The sequence below is a fragment of the Alcanivorax sp. HI0007 genome (genome assembly GCF_001635525.1).
Lineage (GTDB): Bacteria > Pseudomonadota > Gammaproteobacteria > Pseudomonadales > Alcanivoracaceae > Alcanivorax.
The window spans coordinates 55,058-71,757 of record NZ_LWEJ01000084.1; the positions used below are offsets into that span (position 1 = coordinate 55,058).

Here is a 16,700-nt window from a genome sequence, read left to right on the forward strand (position 1 = left end):
AATCGGGCGTAACGTTCTGTTATGCCTGATTGCCTACCGTGTGTTTCCTCGCAAGCGAGGTTCGCGCCTCAAGCGGCGCTCCTACAGCGGCTTCGTAGAGGGGGTGACTGATTAGCAGAGCTCCCACTGTTTATTCAGGCGCTTGGCAGAGACCGGGACCCGGGTGCCAAGCTGTTGTGCAAAAAGGCTCACCCGGTATTCCTGCAACATCCAGAAATACTCTTGCAGAGGCGCCGGCTGCTGCCACAGGGGCAGACCCGCAGCACGAGTGGCGTATTGCTTGTCAAAGGCCTCCAGCTCTGCGGTCAGGGTGCGGTCCTTGCCAATCTGGCCACCCAGTTTGTCCAGACGGTGGCTGATAGCCTCCAGATAGCGCGGGTATTCCATCAACCAGGGCCAGGGCACCTGCAGCAGGAAGTCGTCGCGGAACAGGTTGCCCAGTTGTTGCTTAAGGTCCCGGTGGGCATGGGCCCAGGCCAGCGGGAAGTTTTTTTCCAGCTTGCCCATCAGCTTCCGATAATCGGCGAACAGCTTGCCGAAAGCGCTCAATTGCTGGCCTGCCCAGGGCACGAAATCCCCCCGATGGGCATCCAGACGGGCCCGGAAGGCAGCCTCATCGCGTACCGGCTCGTCCAGCCGGAAATGCTCTGCCAGCAAACGCAGTACCGCATGATCCAGTGCCTGGCGGGCCATGGCGCCCTTCTCGCCCTTGAGCTTCTGAAAACCGGGCATCTGTGAGGCCTGTTTGCGCAGGTCACGCAGCTGGACACTGAGTTTGAAGCCCAACAGGCGTGCCGTACCCCACTGATGGCTCCAGCGGGCCTCATCCACATCATCACGGTAGCGAAGCTCCACCGCGTCACCATCATCTTCCAGGGCGGGATAGCGGCGCACCACCATGCCACCCAGATCCTGTTCGTGGGTGTCCGGCAGGCGACCGAACAGCCAATCCTGCCCCCGCGGTACCGGTTCCTGCGCCGCCGGTTCCGGCAGGTTAGCGGTGACACCAGCCAGTTTGTCACGGACTTCGTCCAGGTGGCGTCCCTGGGCCAGCACTTTCCGGTTACCGTCAACCCGGTCCACCACCTGGATAAACATGCGCAGATGGTCGGGCAGCGTGGCATCCTGCCACTCTTCCCGTTCGATCCGCACACCGGTCATCCGTTGCAATTCACGGGTCATGGCCGGCAGTAGCGGCTCCTGCGGATCCAGGATATCCAGAAGCGCGCCGACAAAGTCCGGCACGGGTACGAAATGACGGCGGCGGGCCTTGGGTAACGCACGGATCAGGGCTTCCAGTTTTTCCCGCAGCAACCCGGGGACCAGCCAGTCCAGCCGTGTGTCCGGCACTTGATTGAGGACCGCGAGCGGGACAATCAACGTGACGCCGTCGCGCTCCCCGGTGGGATCGAAGCTGTATTCCAGCGGCAGGCTGATGCCATCCAGGCGCAGCTGATCCGGGAACTGGTCGCTGCCCAGATCCGGGCTCCGTGACAACAGGAAATCCCGCGGCATCAGCAGTGCTTCTTTCTGGGCCGGCGAGGCCTTTTTGTTATACCAGCTCATCAGCCCGGCCAGGCTGGTCACGTCCTGCGGCAACCGCTCATCGTAAAAGGCCACCCGGGCCTCCTCGTCCACCAGAATATCGCGCCGGCGCAACTTGTGTTCCATCTCCTCCAGGGTTTCGAATTGCTCCCGGTTGGCCTTCACGAAGGGCGGCTCCCGGTGCAACTCTCCCATCACCAGCCCTTCGCGAATCATCAATTCGCGGGCTTCCTGGGGATGAATGGGCGCATAGTTGACCCGCCGACCACTAGCCAGAATCAGGCCGAACAGGTTCACCTGCTCCTTGGCCATGGCACACCCCCGCTTCTTCGACCAGTGGGGCTCGAAATACTGGCGTTTGACCAGGTGAGCGGCGGCCGCTTCCACCCATTCCGGCTCAATTCGCGCCACAGTACGGGCAAACAACCGACTGGTTTCCACTTGCTCAGCCGCCATCAGCCAGCGGGCCTTGGTTTTCGACAGGGGCGAGCCCGGCCAGATCAGCGGCTTGCGATTACGGGTGGACAGCCACTCCCCCTCGTCCGTGCGCTGCATGACGTTGGCAAGCAACCCGGGCAACAGGGCCTGATGCAGGGACCCATAGGCACCGTCGGCCAGCCCCTGCTCGTTCATGGCCGGCGGGTTCAGCTCCCAGCCCTGCTCCTTGCAGAGCAACAGCAGCTGGCGGTGTGTATCTCGCCACTCGCGCATGCGAGTGGGCGACAGGAAGGTTTTCTTCAGCAGCTTCTCATACTGGTTGCGGCTGAGGGACTCCCGTTGGTTCTCCGCCCATTGCCACAGCTTGACGAAAAACAGGAAATCCGAGTCCTTGTCGGTGAACGGCTGATGGGCCTGATCCGCCTGTTGCTGCTTGTCATGGGGTCGATCGCGGGGGTCCTGGGCGGCCAGAGCGGACACGATGATCAGCGCTTCGCGCAGCACCTTCTGCTGGGACGCCGCCACCAGTATCCGCCCCAGGGTCGGGTCCAGCGGAAAGCGGGCCAACTGCCGGCCCAGGGGGGTAAGGGTCTGTTTCGGCGTCAGCGCACCCAGCTCATCCAGCAGCCGGTAACCGTCACGGATCAGGCGCCCGTCCGGCGGCTCAATGAAGGGAAAATCCTCCACCCGGCCCAGTTTCAGGTCGGCCATCTGCAGAATCACCGCTGCCAGGTTGGTGCGCTGAATCTCCGGGTCGGTGAAAGCGGGACGATTGAGGAAGTCGTCTTCCTCGTACAGCCGAAAACAGATACCCGGCATGATCCGCCCGCTGCGCCCGGCCCGCTGATTGGCGCTGGCCTGACTGACCGGCTCCACCGGCAGCCGCTGCACCTTGGAGTGCACGCTGTAACGGCTGATGCGGGCGGTGCCGGCATCGATGACATAACGAATACCCGGCACGGTCAGGGACGTTTCCGCCACATTGGTACTGAGCACCACTCGCCGACCCCGGTGAGACGCAAAAATGCGGTGTTGCTCCGCCTGGCTCAATCGCGCATAGAGCGGCAGGATTTCCGTGTCTCTCAGTTCGCAGCGCTTCAAGTGATGATGCACATCGCGAATATCCCGCTCGCCGGCCAGAAAGACCAGCACATCCCGGGCTACAGGCAGGCCCTCGCGACGTTCCTCGCGCTGGATTTCCTGCAGCACGTCTTCAATCTGGCGGGACAGCTCCTGGCCTTCAGCGGGAGGCCGGTAGCGCATTTCCACCGGGTAGGTCCGCCCGGAAACCTCCAACACCGGGGCCTCACCGAAATGCCGGGCGAAACGTTCGTGGTCGATGGTGGCCGAGGTAATGATGAGTTTCAGGTCCGGACGCCTGGGTAACAGCTGCTTGAGATAGCCGAGCAGAAAGTCGATGTTCAGACTGCGTTCGTGGGCTTCATCGATAATCAGGGTGTCGTACTGGTTGAGAAAGCGATCCTGCTGGATTTCATTGAGCAGCATGCCATCGGTGAGCACCTTGATCAGACTGGTCTCGCTGACCTGCTCGGCGAAACGCACCTTGAAGCCAACGGCACTGCCAAGCGGGCTGTTGAGCTCTTCCGCTACCCGGCTGGCCACGGCACGGGCCGCCAGCCGCCTTGGCTGGGTGTGACCGATGGTGCCCTCAATGCCCCGCCCCAGTTCCAGGCAGATCTTCGGCAGCTGGGTGGTCTTGCCGGAGCCGGTTTCCCCGGCAATCACCACCACCTGATGGTCGCGGATCGCTGTCTTGATCTCCTCACGGCTGGCTACCACCGGCAGGTCCGGCCAGTTCAGTACGGGCTGGGACGCCTGACGTTTTTCCCGATTGGCAATGGAAGCGGCAATGGCCTTGGATACCTTCTCCACGGCCTGGTCATTGCGCTTGTCAGCAGGCAAGCGAGACAGACCATCGATCCGCTTTTTCAAGCGAAAATGGTCCGCTCTGCGAACGTTACCCAGCTGGCTGTAGAGTGGCTTCAAAGACATGAAAAATTCAATCAACCATAAAACGTCGTAGGAGCGGCGCCCGAGCCGCGGGTCGTACTTGGGAAAACCCTCGCAAGCAGGTTCGCGACTCGAGCGCCGCTCCTACAGTCACTTCACACTCCAGGGTTTGCGCTATTAATTGCCTTGCCAATGCAGCCAGGCCTTGCCCTTTTCGGTTAACCCGCCCTTGGCAATGGTCAGATACGCGGTACTCGGCTCGGTGGGCGCCACTTTCACGTTGAACTTCATCAGCTCGTCGCGACGGAAAGCATGCACTTCCACCATTTCGCCGGGCAGGAAGTTGGCCAGCAAATTGTCGATATTGCCCTGTGTGGCCTGCAGGCCATCCACAGCGATGATCACATCCCCGGCGGATAATCCGGCTGCCATTGCCGGGCCCTGCTCGAAGGCGACAGCAATCTTCGCGCCCATGGGGTCGGCAACCAGCCGCACGCCCAGATTGGCAATACCCTCCTTGCCCGGCTTGCCACCGTTGTCACCATGGCTGGCCGCACTGCGCCAGTTCAGCTCTACGCCCCGCTCAGCCAAAAGTTCCGCCAGTGGCAGATCTTCGGTGCTGTAGAGCGCCTGCTCGAAAAAGTCTGTCATCTCGCAACCAGCCACTTCCTCGGCCAGGGGCTGGATGCCCTGCTCCGGTACGCCTTCGCCGGTCTGGCCGTAACGGGCCCAGAGCAATCGCATAAGGTCATCCAGGGACTTCTTCTCGGCGGTCAGATTTCGCAGGGTCAGATCCAGCGCCAGCGCTACCAATGAGCCCTTGGTGTAATAGCTGACGATGCCATTGGCAGCGTTTTCGTCCTGCTTGTAGAAGCGGGTCCAGGCATCGAAGCTGGATTCGGTAACGGTCTGCTTGTGACGGCCCTGTCCACGATAGACCCGACTGAGGGTTTGCCCGAGCAGCTCCAGATAGCTCTGCGGCGAAATCAGGCCGGTACGGGTCAGCGACAGGTCATCGTAATAACTGGTGATACCCTCGAAGGCCCACAGCAGTTCCGTGTGCACTTCCCGAGACAGATCGAAGGGCGTGAACGCCGCCGGCTTGATCCGTTTTATATTCCAGGTGTGGAAATATTCGTGGCTGCACAGGCCCAGATAATTGCGATAGCCATCGCGTACCTTGCCGGGCTCGTCGGTGCGCTTGGGCAGGTCGTCGCGGGCACACATGAGGCTGGTGGAATTACGATGTTCCAGACCGCCGTACCCGTTGCCGGTGACCAACGTCATGAACACATAGCGATCCATGGGCGCCGGTTCGCCGAACATGCGGATATGGTGTTCGCAGATCGGCTTCAGGTCCCGGCACAGCCGCGCCATATCGGTCTTGTGACGACCGGCCAACACCACCCAGTGCGGCACACCACAGGCTTCGAACTGGGCATACTCGAAGGGGCCCATTTCCACCGGATGGTCGATCAGGGCATCGTAGTTGTCTGCCCGGAAACGGCCAAAGCCCAGCTCCGAGCCGGTCAGCCGGGGCAGCCCGGTGGCCAGGTGCCAGCCCAGGTAGGCGACACCTTCCGGTGCGTCGATATCTACTTCGCAGGGCTTATCCTCGTGCCCCATGGGTGCCAGGAATACACAGGTGCCATTGAAATAACCGTGGGTGGTATCCAGGTGGGCGCCACGCACGGACAGGTCCCAGGCGTAAACGTGGTAATGCAGCTGCACCGGACCATCGCAAGGTGGCACCTGCCAGGTTTGCTTGTCGATTTTCGCCACGGGCAGCGTCTCACCCTGGCAACTGGCCTCCAGATAGACCAGATGGCGGGCGAAATCCCGGATCATGTAGCTGCCGGGAATCCAGGCCGGCAGCGTAAACGCCTGCCCTTCCGGGGTCGGCTTCGCCACGGTCAGCGTCACTTCAAAAAGATGGGCTTCAGGGCGCAGTGGGCGAATCCGGTATTCGATCATGGTTTCTCCTGGAAATCGGGCAGCGTGCAACAGCGTCCGGCATGGTAGTTGCTGCATCACCCTGTTGCCATAGCTGTTATTATGCCATGGTCCGTGACGGGCTCAGGCAACCTGTCCGACAGGCTGCCGCGGGAACGTTTTCCCTCGCCAGCAACGCCTGCACGCCACAGGCATCCAACCTGTCCACTGACCGCGCCGCCGGAGAATGTTATGAGCAAGCAGATGCGCTACCTGAATACGGGCGACGGCCATTCCACCGCCATTCATCACTGGCCCACCGAAGCCGCCACGTCAAAGGGCATTATGGTGTGGTTGCACGGTATGGCGGAGCATGGTGCCCGTTATGAGGCCCTGGCGAAAGCGCTGAATGACCAGGGCTGGCATCTGTATTGCCCGGACCACCGTGGCCACGGTCTGAGCATCAGTGAGGCTTGCCCGAAAGGCCATTTCGGTGATGAAAACGGCTGGGTTTGCCTGGTACAGGATGCGATTGCCGTGATCACCATGGCCCGCGAAACCCACCCGGGGCTTCCCTGCGTGCTTGGCGGCCACAGCATGGGCTCGTTCATTGCCCTGGCAGCGGCCCAACAGACCGGCGAGAACCTGGCCGGACTGGTGCTCTGCGCCAGCGATTATCACCCGGCAACGTTTTACACCCTGATGGGGCTACCCGTGAAACTGGCACGGCGCCGTAATGGCAAGCGCGGTGTCAGCCCCTTGATTCGCAGAATGACGTTTGGCGCCTGGGCCAAACGCGTGCCCGACCCCAGCAGTGAGTTCGACTGGCTGAGCAACGACCGGGACCAGGTACAACGTTATCTGGATGATGATCTGTGTGGTTTCGATTGCACCACCGAGTCCTGGTGCCAGTTGATCGACGGACTACGTCAGATCCACAGCATCCAGCATCTTGCCGAACTCCCCGATGCGTTACCGGTGTTACTGCTAGGCGGTGAGCAGGATCCCATGAGTGATATGGGCAAGGGCATGATGGCCCTTGAGCAAGTCCTGCATACCATGGAGCAACCCTTGACCGCGCACTTCTGGCCTGACGGACGCCATGAACTTCTCAATGATCACTGCCGGGAGCAGGTACTGGATGCATTGCGCCAATGGCTTGATCCCCTGGCGGGGTAGCGATGATGACAGGCGTCAGGTCAGCGCCATTTCACCGCTAATGGATCATAAAAAAAGCGGGCTTTAACAAGCCCGCTTTTTTGTGTGTAGCTCGTTGCTACACCGTTACTTGAACAAATTGTTTTTGATGTCCTTGAGGCCATCCAGGGTGCTATCCCAGGTTTTTTCCACGCTGGCCTTCACATCTTCCCAGCGGGCGTTGCTATCGTTACGCAACTCATCGAGCCGGGCCGCCAGTTCCTGGCGTTTTTCCTTCAGCTCCAGCTTGCGACTTTCCCACTTGTGACGAACGTCTTCACTGGCTTTGTCCGCCTTGACTTGCAACTGGTCGAATTCATTATCCAGTTCGTTAAGCTTACCTTTAATCTTTTCGATGAAAGCATTGCGATCCATCACAATCTCCTTTCAATGAATGGGTACCTCTATCATGGGGCCGACAAAGGGCTTTTCCATGGCAACTTTGTAAAACATCCCTTTACCGTGTCGCCGTCCCGGCTAAATCTAGCCCTCTTCTTCCTCCAGCGCAGACACATAGCCCAGATAACGGTTCTTGATCTGTCTGACATACTTCACCGGCTCGGCGCCCCGCACATAGCCATATCGGGCCTGACGCGCGTATTCCGGCCGGGATAGCAGCAACATGGCCTCTTCCACATGGCCGAACCATTTATCCGGATCCTTGCCCAGTCGCTCGGCAAGACGTCGGGCGTCCTCCACATGGCCGTGGCCGGCATTGTAGGCCGCCAGGGTAAAATACAGTTTCTCTGCCAGGTCGAGACGCGCCGGGAACCGTTGCTCCAGCCAATCCATGTAGGCCACCCCCGCGGCAACCCCATTTTCCGGGCGCGTCAGGTTGCTGTAACCAAACTGACGACCGGTTCTCGGCATTACCTGCAGTAACCCCTGGGCGCCGGCAAAAGAGCGCGCCTTGGGGTTGAAGCGACTTTCCTGATACATCTGCGAGGTAATCAAGCGCCAGTCCAGTCCATACTTCAGCGCCTCGCTTTTGACCAGGTCATCGTAGGGAGAAATGGCTTTTCCGGACCCCACACGATATGCCTCGTGGGTGTTAATGGTTTTTTTCTCGCGGAAATAGCGGTTATAGGTAATATTGTAATTCAGCCCACGATAATGACGGGCAATATAGCTGTTAAGCTGCTCTTTCAACGCGGTCTGTTCCGGACGCAAGCCCCACCCAATTTCCTTGGCAGGTTCAAATTCAAACAACACCGCAATATCGTCCCGGTAGGTGGATTCCATGGCAGCCAGGTGGCTGTCAGCCATGGTCAGGTCGTATTCTCCATTGGCGACGGCATTGATCAGCATCTCTGTGCTGGCGCCCGGCACCTCCTGAACGATGAAGGGGAAATCACTCTCACGAAGTCGCTGCAGAGTATCGTAATAGGCCGTTTCCGGATTGACCGCCACAGTGCGACCGGCAAGCTGCCCGATGTTTTCCAGCGGCGACTCATCAGCACGACCGATCAGTTGCTCATTCACCTCCAGATAGCGGTCACTGAACATCCAGCCCTGGCGCTGACGGTCTTCGGTGATGGTCATGGAAGCCGCAATCACATCTCCCTCCCCGGCTTCCAGCGCGGCAAACATGGCAGACGGACTGTCACGAACAACCACACTGACCCTGAGCCGGTGTTTCTTGGCGAAATCATTGATCAGGTCGTAGTCAAACCCCATCAACTCTCCTCGCCACATGAAGTAGCTGGCCGGGTTGTTGGATGTAATGACACGCAGAACTCCCTGCTCCTGGATTGCCGCCCAATCACGTTTTTCCTGCTGTTTGACGGACGACATGACCCGCTGGCTGGTGATGAACTGGTTGATACGATCCAGCAGCTCGGTACTGTCCTGCCGCACGGCCCAGGCAATGCGCCGTTTGCGGTTCACCACCGGACCAATTCCCGCAGCAGAGTCAGGGGTAATCAGGATATCCAGCATATTGCTGTCAATGATGGTGGCACCCAGATCACCGGACTCCACTCCCTCAACGAGCTCTTCATCGGAAAGGTCAGCGTCCAGAACATCCACCGAAATATTGTCATGGCGACGGGCGAGTTTTTCGGCCGTCTCCTGGTAAGCCGTCCCTTCCGGGACTGAAATAGTGAGATTTTTCAGCTTGGTCAGGGCAATTCCTGCCTGATCGGCAGGCACGATCAGTTTCTCCTGAACCGCATTGACGGGGGTCGAAAATGCCAGGTCTTTCTGTCGTGCCTTGGTCACCGAATAGTTGGTGACGATGATATCGGCAGCGCCGGCGTTGATCAGCTGACCCAGCTCCGCGAAGCTGTCTGCATAAACCCAACGGGGCTCCAGCCCCAGGTGCCTGACAAATTCCTCAGCCTGCGCCTGGTATTCTCTGGCGGGAACTCCCTCCCGGGGCAAGCCGGAGGGCTCATCGAAACGCGGGGCAAGCAGGCGAATAAAGCCGTGTTCCTGCAAGGCAGGTAAGTCGCCGGTTTCTTCATAGTTGTTGAAGGTGCTAACGACTTCACCGACCCCCGGTTCCTTTTCACAACCGGTCAACAGGGAAATCATCAAGCACACTGTCAGGAGAATACTGCGTCGCATGGAGCCCCCCTTTACTGCTCTGATTGTCATTCTTTACGGCCAGTAAGGCGCTTACTGACAGGGTAACCATTCAGGGCGAAGTAGGCGATTATTTTGTCAATGCTTGCGCCGCAGTCACGTGAAAGCCCGTTTGGAGAAATGCGCAGACAAAAAAAGGGGCCCGAAGGCCCCTTTTTTCACTTCCGTGAGTAATCAGGGAGTACCGACACAGACATCGTGTACGCGGAAGGACTTGTTGGCATTCACCAAGCCAGCGTAATCCAGCTGAATGGAATCAAACGCCTGGCTGGACGCCGGAGCCGCAATGAATCGCTGATCGGAGTTCGCACCCAGACCCAGCAGATCCAGATCCAGAAGACCTCCACCAACGGTTGCACTGTCAACCTCTACTCCATCGTTGAAGAAGCGGATGGTGGTGAAGTTGCCGAGCAGTTCCAGATTCACAAGCTGGGACGTTGGGTCGCTGACCACAAAGCCCACTACGCTGTCAGCAATATCCACGGACGTATCGTTGGCTACTGCAGCCACAAAGCCACCGCCGTACACCAGTGCCGCGCCAATGTTGATCTGGGCAAAGGTACTGTTGTTGTTGTCGATGCTCAGTTCCGGGCTGTCAACGCTACATCCGAGGCAAACACCCAGCACACCACCGTTTGCAGTGAAATCTGCATTGGTCAGCGGCTGGTAAGTCGTAGCCGCGGAGCAAGTGAAACCGTCGTCATCACACACGTCACCTTTGCCGTCGCCATCCGCGTCTGCCTGGTCCGCATTCGGAATCATCGGACAGTTATCGTTGACATCCGGAATGCCATCGCCGTCGGTGTCGGTGGGATCACCGCCGCCGCCGTCGCAGACATCGCCAATACCATTGCCATCGGAATCAGCCTGATCCGCATTGGCAGTGAACGGGCAGTTATCGGTGTCATTGGGGATGCCATCACCATCACGGTCGTCATCGCACACATCGCCGATACCGTCCAGATCCTGATCCGCCTGATCCGTATTCGGGGTGTTCAGACAGTTGTCATTCGGGTCCAGAATGGTGTCACCGTCGCGGTCGTCTTCGCAGGCATCACCGATGCCGTCAGTATCCGTATCCACCTGATCATTGTTCGGGGTGTATACGCAGTTGTCGTTGTTGTTGTCGATGCCATCGCCATCGGCATCATCATCACAGACATCACCGATACCATCGTTATCAACATCACCCTGCTCAGGATTGAAGATCGTCGGGCAATTATCAACGCCGTCATCGATACCGTCGTTGTCCTGATCGTTGTTCATGTCACAGGCATCACCAATACCGTCACCGTCGGTATCTTCCTGGTTCGGGTTGGCAACCAGCGGACAGTTATCGGTGGGGTTGTCTTCACCGTCACCATCACGGTCGTCATCACACACATCACCGATGCCGTCGCCGTCCTGATCTTCCTGCATGGCGTTTGCGTTAGCGGGACAGTTGTCCACGTCATCCGGCACACCATCATTGTCCTGGTCGTTATCACGGGTCACAGGGTTGTTGTTACCACCACTGCTTCCATCACCTTCCGCTTCACAGCCTGCCAGTCCCATGCCCAGCAGAGCGGTCAGGAGAATGGCAAACAAGAATTTCATTTGCGAGTTCATATCGTTATCCCCTATTTCTCACTGACGCGGAATTCAACGCGACGGTTCATGGCACGACCAGACTGATTTTCGTTGCTGGCAATGGGCTCCAGTTCACCGTAACCGCGAGCGGTAAGGCGATCGGCATCAATGCCCTGCTCAATCAGGTATTGGCGTACGGATTTGGCACGCTGGTCAGACAGGTTCTCGTTGTAAGACGCAGAACCGGTGCTGTCAGTATGGCCGGCAATCTCAACGTTGAAGTTCTGCTGGGCCTGCAGCGCCTTGGCCACACGATTCAGAGAAGGACCTGAGCTTGCGGTAATCTCCGCGGAGTTCAGTTCGAAATTGATGTTGTTGAAGGTGATGGTCTGGTTGGTGATCATGCAGCCATCAGAATCGACCTTGGCGCCCTGGATGGTATCCGGGCACTTGTCACGGTCATCCGGCACACCGTCACCGTCGCTGTCCACGAAGGGTTTCTCGACGATTTTTTCCACTTCACGGGTTTCGTAGACGATCTTCTCGACTTCAACAACCTTGGTCACGCCAAGCGGCACTTCCAGACCCAGAGAGAAACGCCAGTCGTTGAAACCGCCCTCATCTTCGGACAGGGTGCCAGTGACACCGTCAAAGTCGTCATACATATAACGCGCTTCCGCGCGCAGTTTCAGGCCGTTATCGAAGATGGGCCCCGTTACTGCACCGATACCAACGTTGGCATGCAGGTCTACGCCATCGTCATCATCCGGCACCACATCGTTATAGATCGCCCCGATATTGGCCAATACGAAGGGGGTGAAACCTTCACGGTCACCGAATGCATAGGCCAGACCCGTGCTGGCGGTGTACTGGTAAAAATCCGTGGCACCATCGACGCCACTATCCAGGCCGTATGCGGCACCTTCAGTCTCCCACCACCAGTGTTCAGACAGTTCACGGCCGTAAATCAGGCTTGCACCCAATCCCTTGCGAGAGATTTCACGGTCTTCGTCCAAAACCAGATAGCTGGCCATGGGTGCCAGATACTGGCGAGTAGTGTCTTCTGACTTGTTTTCTGCGAACGCCTGGTTAGCCACGGCCACAGAAAGTGCAAGTGCAGAGAGTCGAATGCATCCTTTCATGGTTACCCCCCTCGGGTATGATTGATCTGTGCAATTATTGAAATAGGATTGCGCGCGCTTTGAAACCATCAACGAGTGCCGTTACGTTGCTTTAATGTTGCCGAATAGTTGCTGGCAACAGCATTTGTTTCTGAGCGTATCTTTTCGTATCAAAACCAACCAATGAGGACACTTTTAGCGGATTTATGTCCCTTTGGAAACGAGATATGGCACCATGGTGCAAAATAAAAGGGATTACCTACCCATGCGCAACCCCCGCACCCGCACTTTACTGCTAACCCTCCTGGGGACCGCTATCCTTGGCGCTGTGTTGCACGCCGCCTGGCCTTTCCTATTTTACCCCCGCCAGACCCTGTCTTTCTCCTTCCCTGCACAACCGATAACAGCTGAGGGGACCGTCGCGAAAGCCGGTATCGCCGAACGGGACATTACGCCGCCCATCGGCATGCCCAAATTCGGCTATTCCGCCTGGGCCAGGGATGCTGATGGCTTCCGCACGCGTCTCAAGGCCAGAGCGTTCTATCTGAGTGGTCCGGGGCAGACTCCCCTTGCCATTGTTCAATTGGACCTCGGCTCCGGCTCGCTGGTGCTGCGCCACCGGGTGGCAGAACTGGTCATGGAACGCACTGATGTGCCCGCCCATGCGCTGACCCTTCTGGTTACCCATACCCACTCTGGCCCCGGCCAGTATCTGGGCAGCGACTTCTATAACGTGTTTGGCAGCAATAAACCCGGCTTCGACCCGGCCCTGTTCGAATTTCTCAGCCAGCGAATTGCCGATGCAGTGATCGATGCCTATGAATCCCGGCGCGAAGCCCGCTTTGCGGTGGGCCAGAGCGACCTGTTCGGCGTTACCCGCAACCGCTCCATGGCGGCCTGGGCCAATAACTTTCCTGATCAGGATCAATCAACGGCAGACCCCATGCAGGCAGTCAATCCGACCATGACACTGTTGCGGATTGATCAACGCCAGGGTGATCATTTCGAGCCCGCCGGAGCACTCAGCCTCTATTCCATCCATGGCACAGCCATCCCTCCCTTCACCCGCCCCTATCATGCGGATGTCTGGCACTGGATCAGTGAAGAACTGGAAAGAGAATTCGCCGGTGACCACTCACGATTCATCCACGGGGTTGCCCAGGCCACCCATGCGGACAACAACCCGGCCTGGCAGGAGGATTTACGCGGTGACCTGGAGGCAGAACGTATCGGCAAGGCATTGGGGAGCCATGCCATCCGGCTGTTTCATTCTCTCGAACCCCGGCTCTCCCCCACCCTGACCACCGCCATCGCCAGCCGCCAGCTGGACCTGCTTGACGACATAGAGGGGGGGCGCTTCGAGCTTTGCGAGCGGGCGATTGCCGGGGCCTCCGTGGCAGGCGCAGCCAACGGCGATGAGGTTTTCCCGGTGTCTTACCTGCCGTTTCTCGCGGAGAACTGGCCGCGCCGGTTTTTTACCGATAACTGCCAGGGCGTGAAGCAATGGATGTTGTCCAAACTGCAATTGTTATTACCTGCGGAGCGCTTCCCCCACCAGGCCCTTTTCCAGATCGTGCGCATCAATCAGCTGGTATTGGTCCCCCTGCCCTGGGAAATCACCCTGGAAAGCGGCAACCGGATTCGACAGGCGGTAGCCGCTACCCTGCCTGAGGGCCCCGACTGGCAGGTGGAAATTTCCAGCCTGGCCAATGGCTATTTCGGCTATGCCGTGACCCCGGAGGAATACGCGCTTCAGTACTACGAGGGCGGGCACACCCTGTATGGCCCCCACACCCTGGATTTCCTGATACAGCAAAGCGTCAGGCTGAGCCGGGATTTACAGCAACAGGGCAACATCGACCAGATTCCGCGCCAACAGACCTTTTCCCTGCTGAGCCGACAGTATTTTCCTGAAATGCTGACAGGGCCGGGCCCACGTCGCTGGGTAAATGCACCCACGCATCATCAGGGTAACGCCACCAGCGGCCCTTACTGGAGTCTGGAATTGTCTGCAGAAGCTGCCAGCCGGATGACACTGGATCGTCCGCTGCTGGCGATTCATTGCCATGATCACGTAATTACCGATGACAGTGCCGAGCTGCAGCTTCTTCATCTGCGCGATACCGAAAAGGAAACCGGTCGCTATGAAGTGCGCTGGTACCCCGGCACACAGCCGCCGTCCCGGCCCTGTCGCTTTGCCATCGATACCGGCGAGAGGCAACCGCTGTTTTCCGCGCCCGTGCCCTGATCCGTGCCGGAACCGCACGGATTTGCCGGGTTCTGCGAGACGGCCCTTACTGGCTGACAACACCGTCACAACCCCGAACAGGGTAACGCGGTAACGGGTGAGCCAAACCCGCGGCACTGCTACACTGATGCCGTGCCAGATGGCACCGTTTTTCTCCCGGAGATCCGCCATGCACCCGCTGTTTCGCTTTCTGTTACCCGCCCTTCTCGTTGCCGGCTGTGCCAGCACCACCCAGGTCACCACCCGCTTTACCGCCGACGAAAGCCACCCTCCTCAGGGCACATTGCTGCTGGTGGCCCACACCCCGGAAGGCAACACCCGCGAAACCTGGGAACTGACCTGCAAGGAAATATTTTCAAGTGGTTCGTTGACCATTTTGCTCAGCCACCAGGAATTACCGCTATGGTACGAAGGCGGAAAAAACCGCATTCTCGACTGGGCGCAAAGCAATGATGTGCAACGGATTCTGGTGGTGGAACTGACCCACTTGTTGATTGATGCCGCGGCGCCACCCACGTCGGGCAATCGCCTCAACCCCATGGACCAGTCCGCCGGCGAGATGACGCCGACCTGGCAAGTCGGCATCGGTGGCGAGCTGGCCCCGGAGGACGTGCCCGAGGCCCTGCGTCAACATGGTGCCGAGTTGATCAACGCCGACGGCAAGCCGCTGTGGACCGGCATCGCGACCACCCACGAAGCCAGCAATACCGTTGCCATTGCCAAGAGCCAATGTACGGCCCTGCGCAAAACACTCAAAGAAAACGCGTTAATTCCCTGACAACGGAAAACCAAGACTATGACTGGCCCACTGAACGGACTGACCTTTATCGAACTGGCCGGCATCGGCCCCGGCCCCTTCTGCGGCATGATGCTCGCGGACATGGGTGCCACCGTGATTCGCATTGACCGCCCCGGCGGCAACCCACATGCGGCCATCGGCCATAGCGTGCTGTTCCGCAATCGCCAGAACCTGGCCCTGGACCTGAAAAGCCCGGAAGGCATCGAGACCGTCCTCAAGCTCTGTGAAACCGCCGACGGCCTGTTCGAAGGCTTCCGTCCGGGCGTGACCGAACGCCTGGGCATTGGCCCGGAACAGTGCCTGGCCCGTAACCCCAAACTGGTTTATGGCCGCATGACCGGTTGGGGCCAGACAGGTCCGCTGGCCAAGGCCGCCGGCCACGACATGAACTACATCTCCCTGTCCGGGGCGCTTCATGCCATGGGCCGCCAGGGAGAAAAACCCGCCATTCCCCTGAACCTGGTGGGTGATTTCGGCGGTGGCGGCATGATGCTGGCCTTCGGCATGGTCTGTGCCGCTCTGGAAGCCCAGCGCTCTGGCGAGGGCCAGGTGGTCGACAGCTCCATGGTGGAAGGCTCCGCTGCCCTCATGGCCATGTTCTATGGCCTCAAGGCCCAGGGTATGTTCACCGAGAATCGCGGCACCCATATGCTCGATTCCGGCGCCCACTTTTATGAGGTCTACGAAACGGCGGACGGCAAGTTTGTGTCCATCGGCAGTATCGAACCGCAGTTCTACGCCGAACTGTGCCGCATCGCAGAGTTGCCCGCCGAGGACTTTGCTCAGCAAATGAACCCGGCCAAATGGCCGGAACTGAAACAGAAACTGGCGGCGGTCATCAAACTCAAGAGCCGTGATGAATGGACCGCGTTGATGGAAGGTACCGACGTGTGCTTTGCACCGGTATTGAGCCTTGAAGAAGCGCCTTCACACCCGCATAACGTGGCAAGAGGTTCCTTTGTCACTGTTGGCAACACCGTACAGCCGGCGCCGACGCCGCGCTTTTCGCGCAGCGCCGCCAGCGATATCAAACCCGCGGCCAGCGCCGGAGCCGACAGCCAGGCGGTACTGCGCCAGGCGGGTTTCAGTGACGAACAGATCGACAGATTGATCAATAGCGGCGCAGTGAAGCAGGACTGACCTGAGCGACTGTTAGAGCCTGGCTTGCAAGGGGAAGGGGTTGATCAAGTGCGGTGCAACCTGAAACCTTCGCTTTGCAAGCAAAGCTCCAACAGCCAGTTTCAGGCCAGTAGCCCCCGGCCACGCGCCGGGACATTCTTACCCGCGGAGGACT

General features: G+C 58.9%; 10 protein-coding genes. 4 read left to right on the forward strand and 6 right to left on the reverse strand.

The window, feature by feature from the left end; translation table 11 throughout:
• Positions 1–111 precede the first annotated feature (111 nt).
• Both hrpA and A3714_RS04290 read right to left on the reverse strand, forming a co-directional pair.
• The gene (gene hrpA / locus A3714_RS04285) at positions 112–3,996 is read right to left on the reverse strand and encodes an ATP-dependent RNA helicase HrpA (RefSeq protein ID WP_063508593.1); all 3,885 of its coding nucleotides are present in this window, start codon (positions 3,994–3,996) and stop codon (positions 112–114) included.
• Positions 3,997–4,131: 135 nt separating this feature from the next.
• Positions 4,132–5,928 (reverse strand): M61 family metallopeptidase, encoded by a 1,797-nt coding sequence (locus A3714_RS04290; RefSeq protein WP_063508594.1) that lies wholly within the window; start codon positions 5,926–5,928, stop codon positions 4,132–4,134.
• A 210-nt stretch (positions 5,929–6,138) separates the two neighbouring features.
• Here A3714_RS04290 and A3714_RS04295 point away from each other — a divergent pair, with 210 nt between their 5' ends.
• On the forward strand, positions 6,139–7,065 hold the full coding sequence (locus A3714_RS04295) for an alpha/beta fold hydrolase (protein WP_063508595.1): 927 nt from the start codon (positions 6,139–6,141) through the stop codon (positions 7,063–7,065).
• Between the two features lie 105 nt (positions 7,066–7,170).
• Here A3714_RS04295 and A3714_RS04300 read toward each other — a convergent pair whose 3' ends face one another.
• From A3714_RS04300 to A3714_RS04315, 4 genes are all read right to left on the reverse strand, one after another.
• Positions 7,171–7,458, reverse strand: a complete 288-nt coding sequence (locus A3714_RS04300) for a hypothetical protein (RefSeq protein WP_062816213.1) — start codon at positions 7,456–7,458, stop codon at positions 7,171–7,173.
• A gap of 108 nt (positions 7,459–7,566) precedes the next feature.
• Positions 7,567–9,651 carry a transporter substrate-binding domain-containing protein gene (locus tag A3714_RS04305; RefSeq protein ID WP_063508596.1) on the reverse strand — a complete coding sequence of 695 codons (2,085 nt, stop codon included), beginning with the start codon at positions 9,649–9,651 and terminating at the stop codon, positions 7,567–7,569.
• 192 nt (positions 9,652–9,843) lie between these two features.
• Positions 9,844–11,265 carry a thrombospondin type 3 repeat-containing protein gene (locus A3714_RS04310; protein WP_231866004.1) on the reverse strand — a complete coding sequence of 474 codons (1,422 nt, stop codon included), beginning with the start codon at positions 11,263–11,265 and terminating at the stop codon, positions 9,844–9,846.
• 23 nt (positions 11,266–11,288) lie between these two features.
• Positions 11,289–12,380 carry an OmpA family protein gene (locus A3714_RS04315; RefSeq protein ID WP_063508598.1) on the reverse strand — a complete coding sequence of 364 codons (1,092 nt, stop codon included), beginning with the start codon at positions 12,378–12,380 and terminating at the stop codon, positions 11,289–11,291.
• 244 nt (positions 12,381–12,624) lie between these two features.
• Between A3714_RS04315 and A3714_RS04320 the strand changes: the two genes are divergently transcribed.
• From A3714_RS04320 to A3714_RS04330, 3 genes are all read left to right on the forward strand, one after another.
• Positions 12,625–14,607, forward strand: coding sequence for a neutral/alkaline non-lysosomal ceramidase N-terminal domain-containing protein (locus A3714_RS04320; RefSeq protein WP_082850710.1), 1,983 nt, complete (start codon positions 12,625–12,627; stop codon positions 14,605–14,607).
• Positions 14,608–14,776: 169 nt separating this feature from the next.
• Positions 14,777–15,385, forward strand: coding sequence for a hypothetical protein (locus A3714_RS04325; protein ID WP_063508796.1), 609 nt, complete (start codon positions 14,777–14,779; stop codon positions 15,383–15,385).
• 18 nt (positions 15,386–15,403) lie between these two features.
• Positions 15,404–16,546 carry a CaiB/BaiF CoA-transferase family protein gene (locus A3714_RS04330; RefSeq protein ID WP_063508797.1) on the forward strand — a complete coding sequence of 381 codons (1,143 nt, stop codon included), beginning with the start codon at positions 15,404–15,406 and terminating at the stop codon, positions 16,544–16,546.
• The last annotated feature ends 154 nt before the right edge of the window (positions 16,547–16,700 follow it).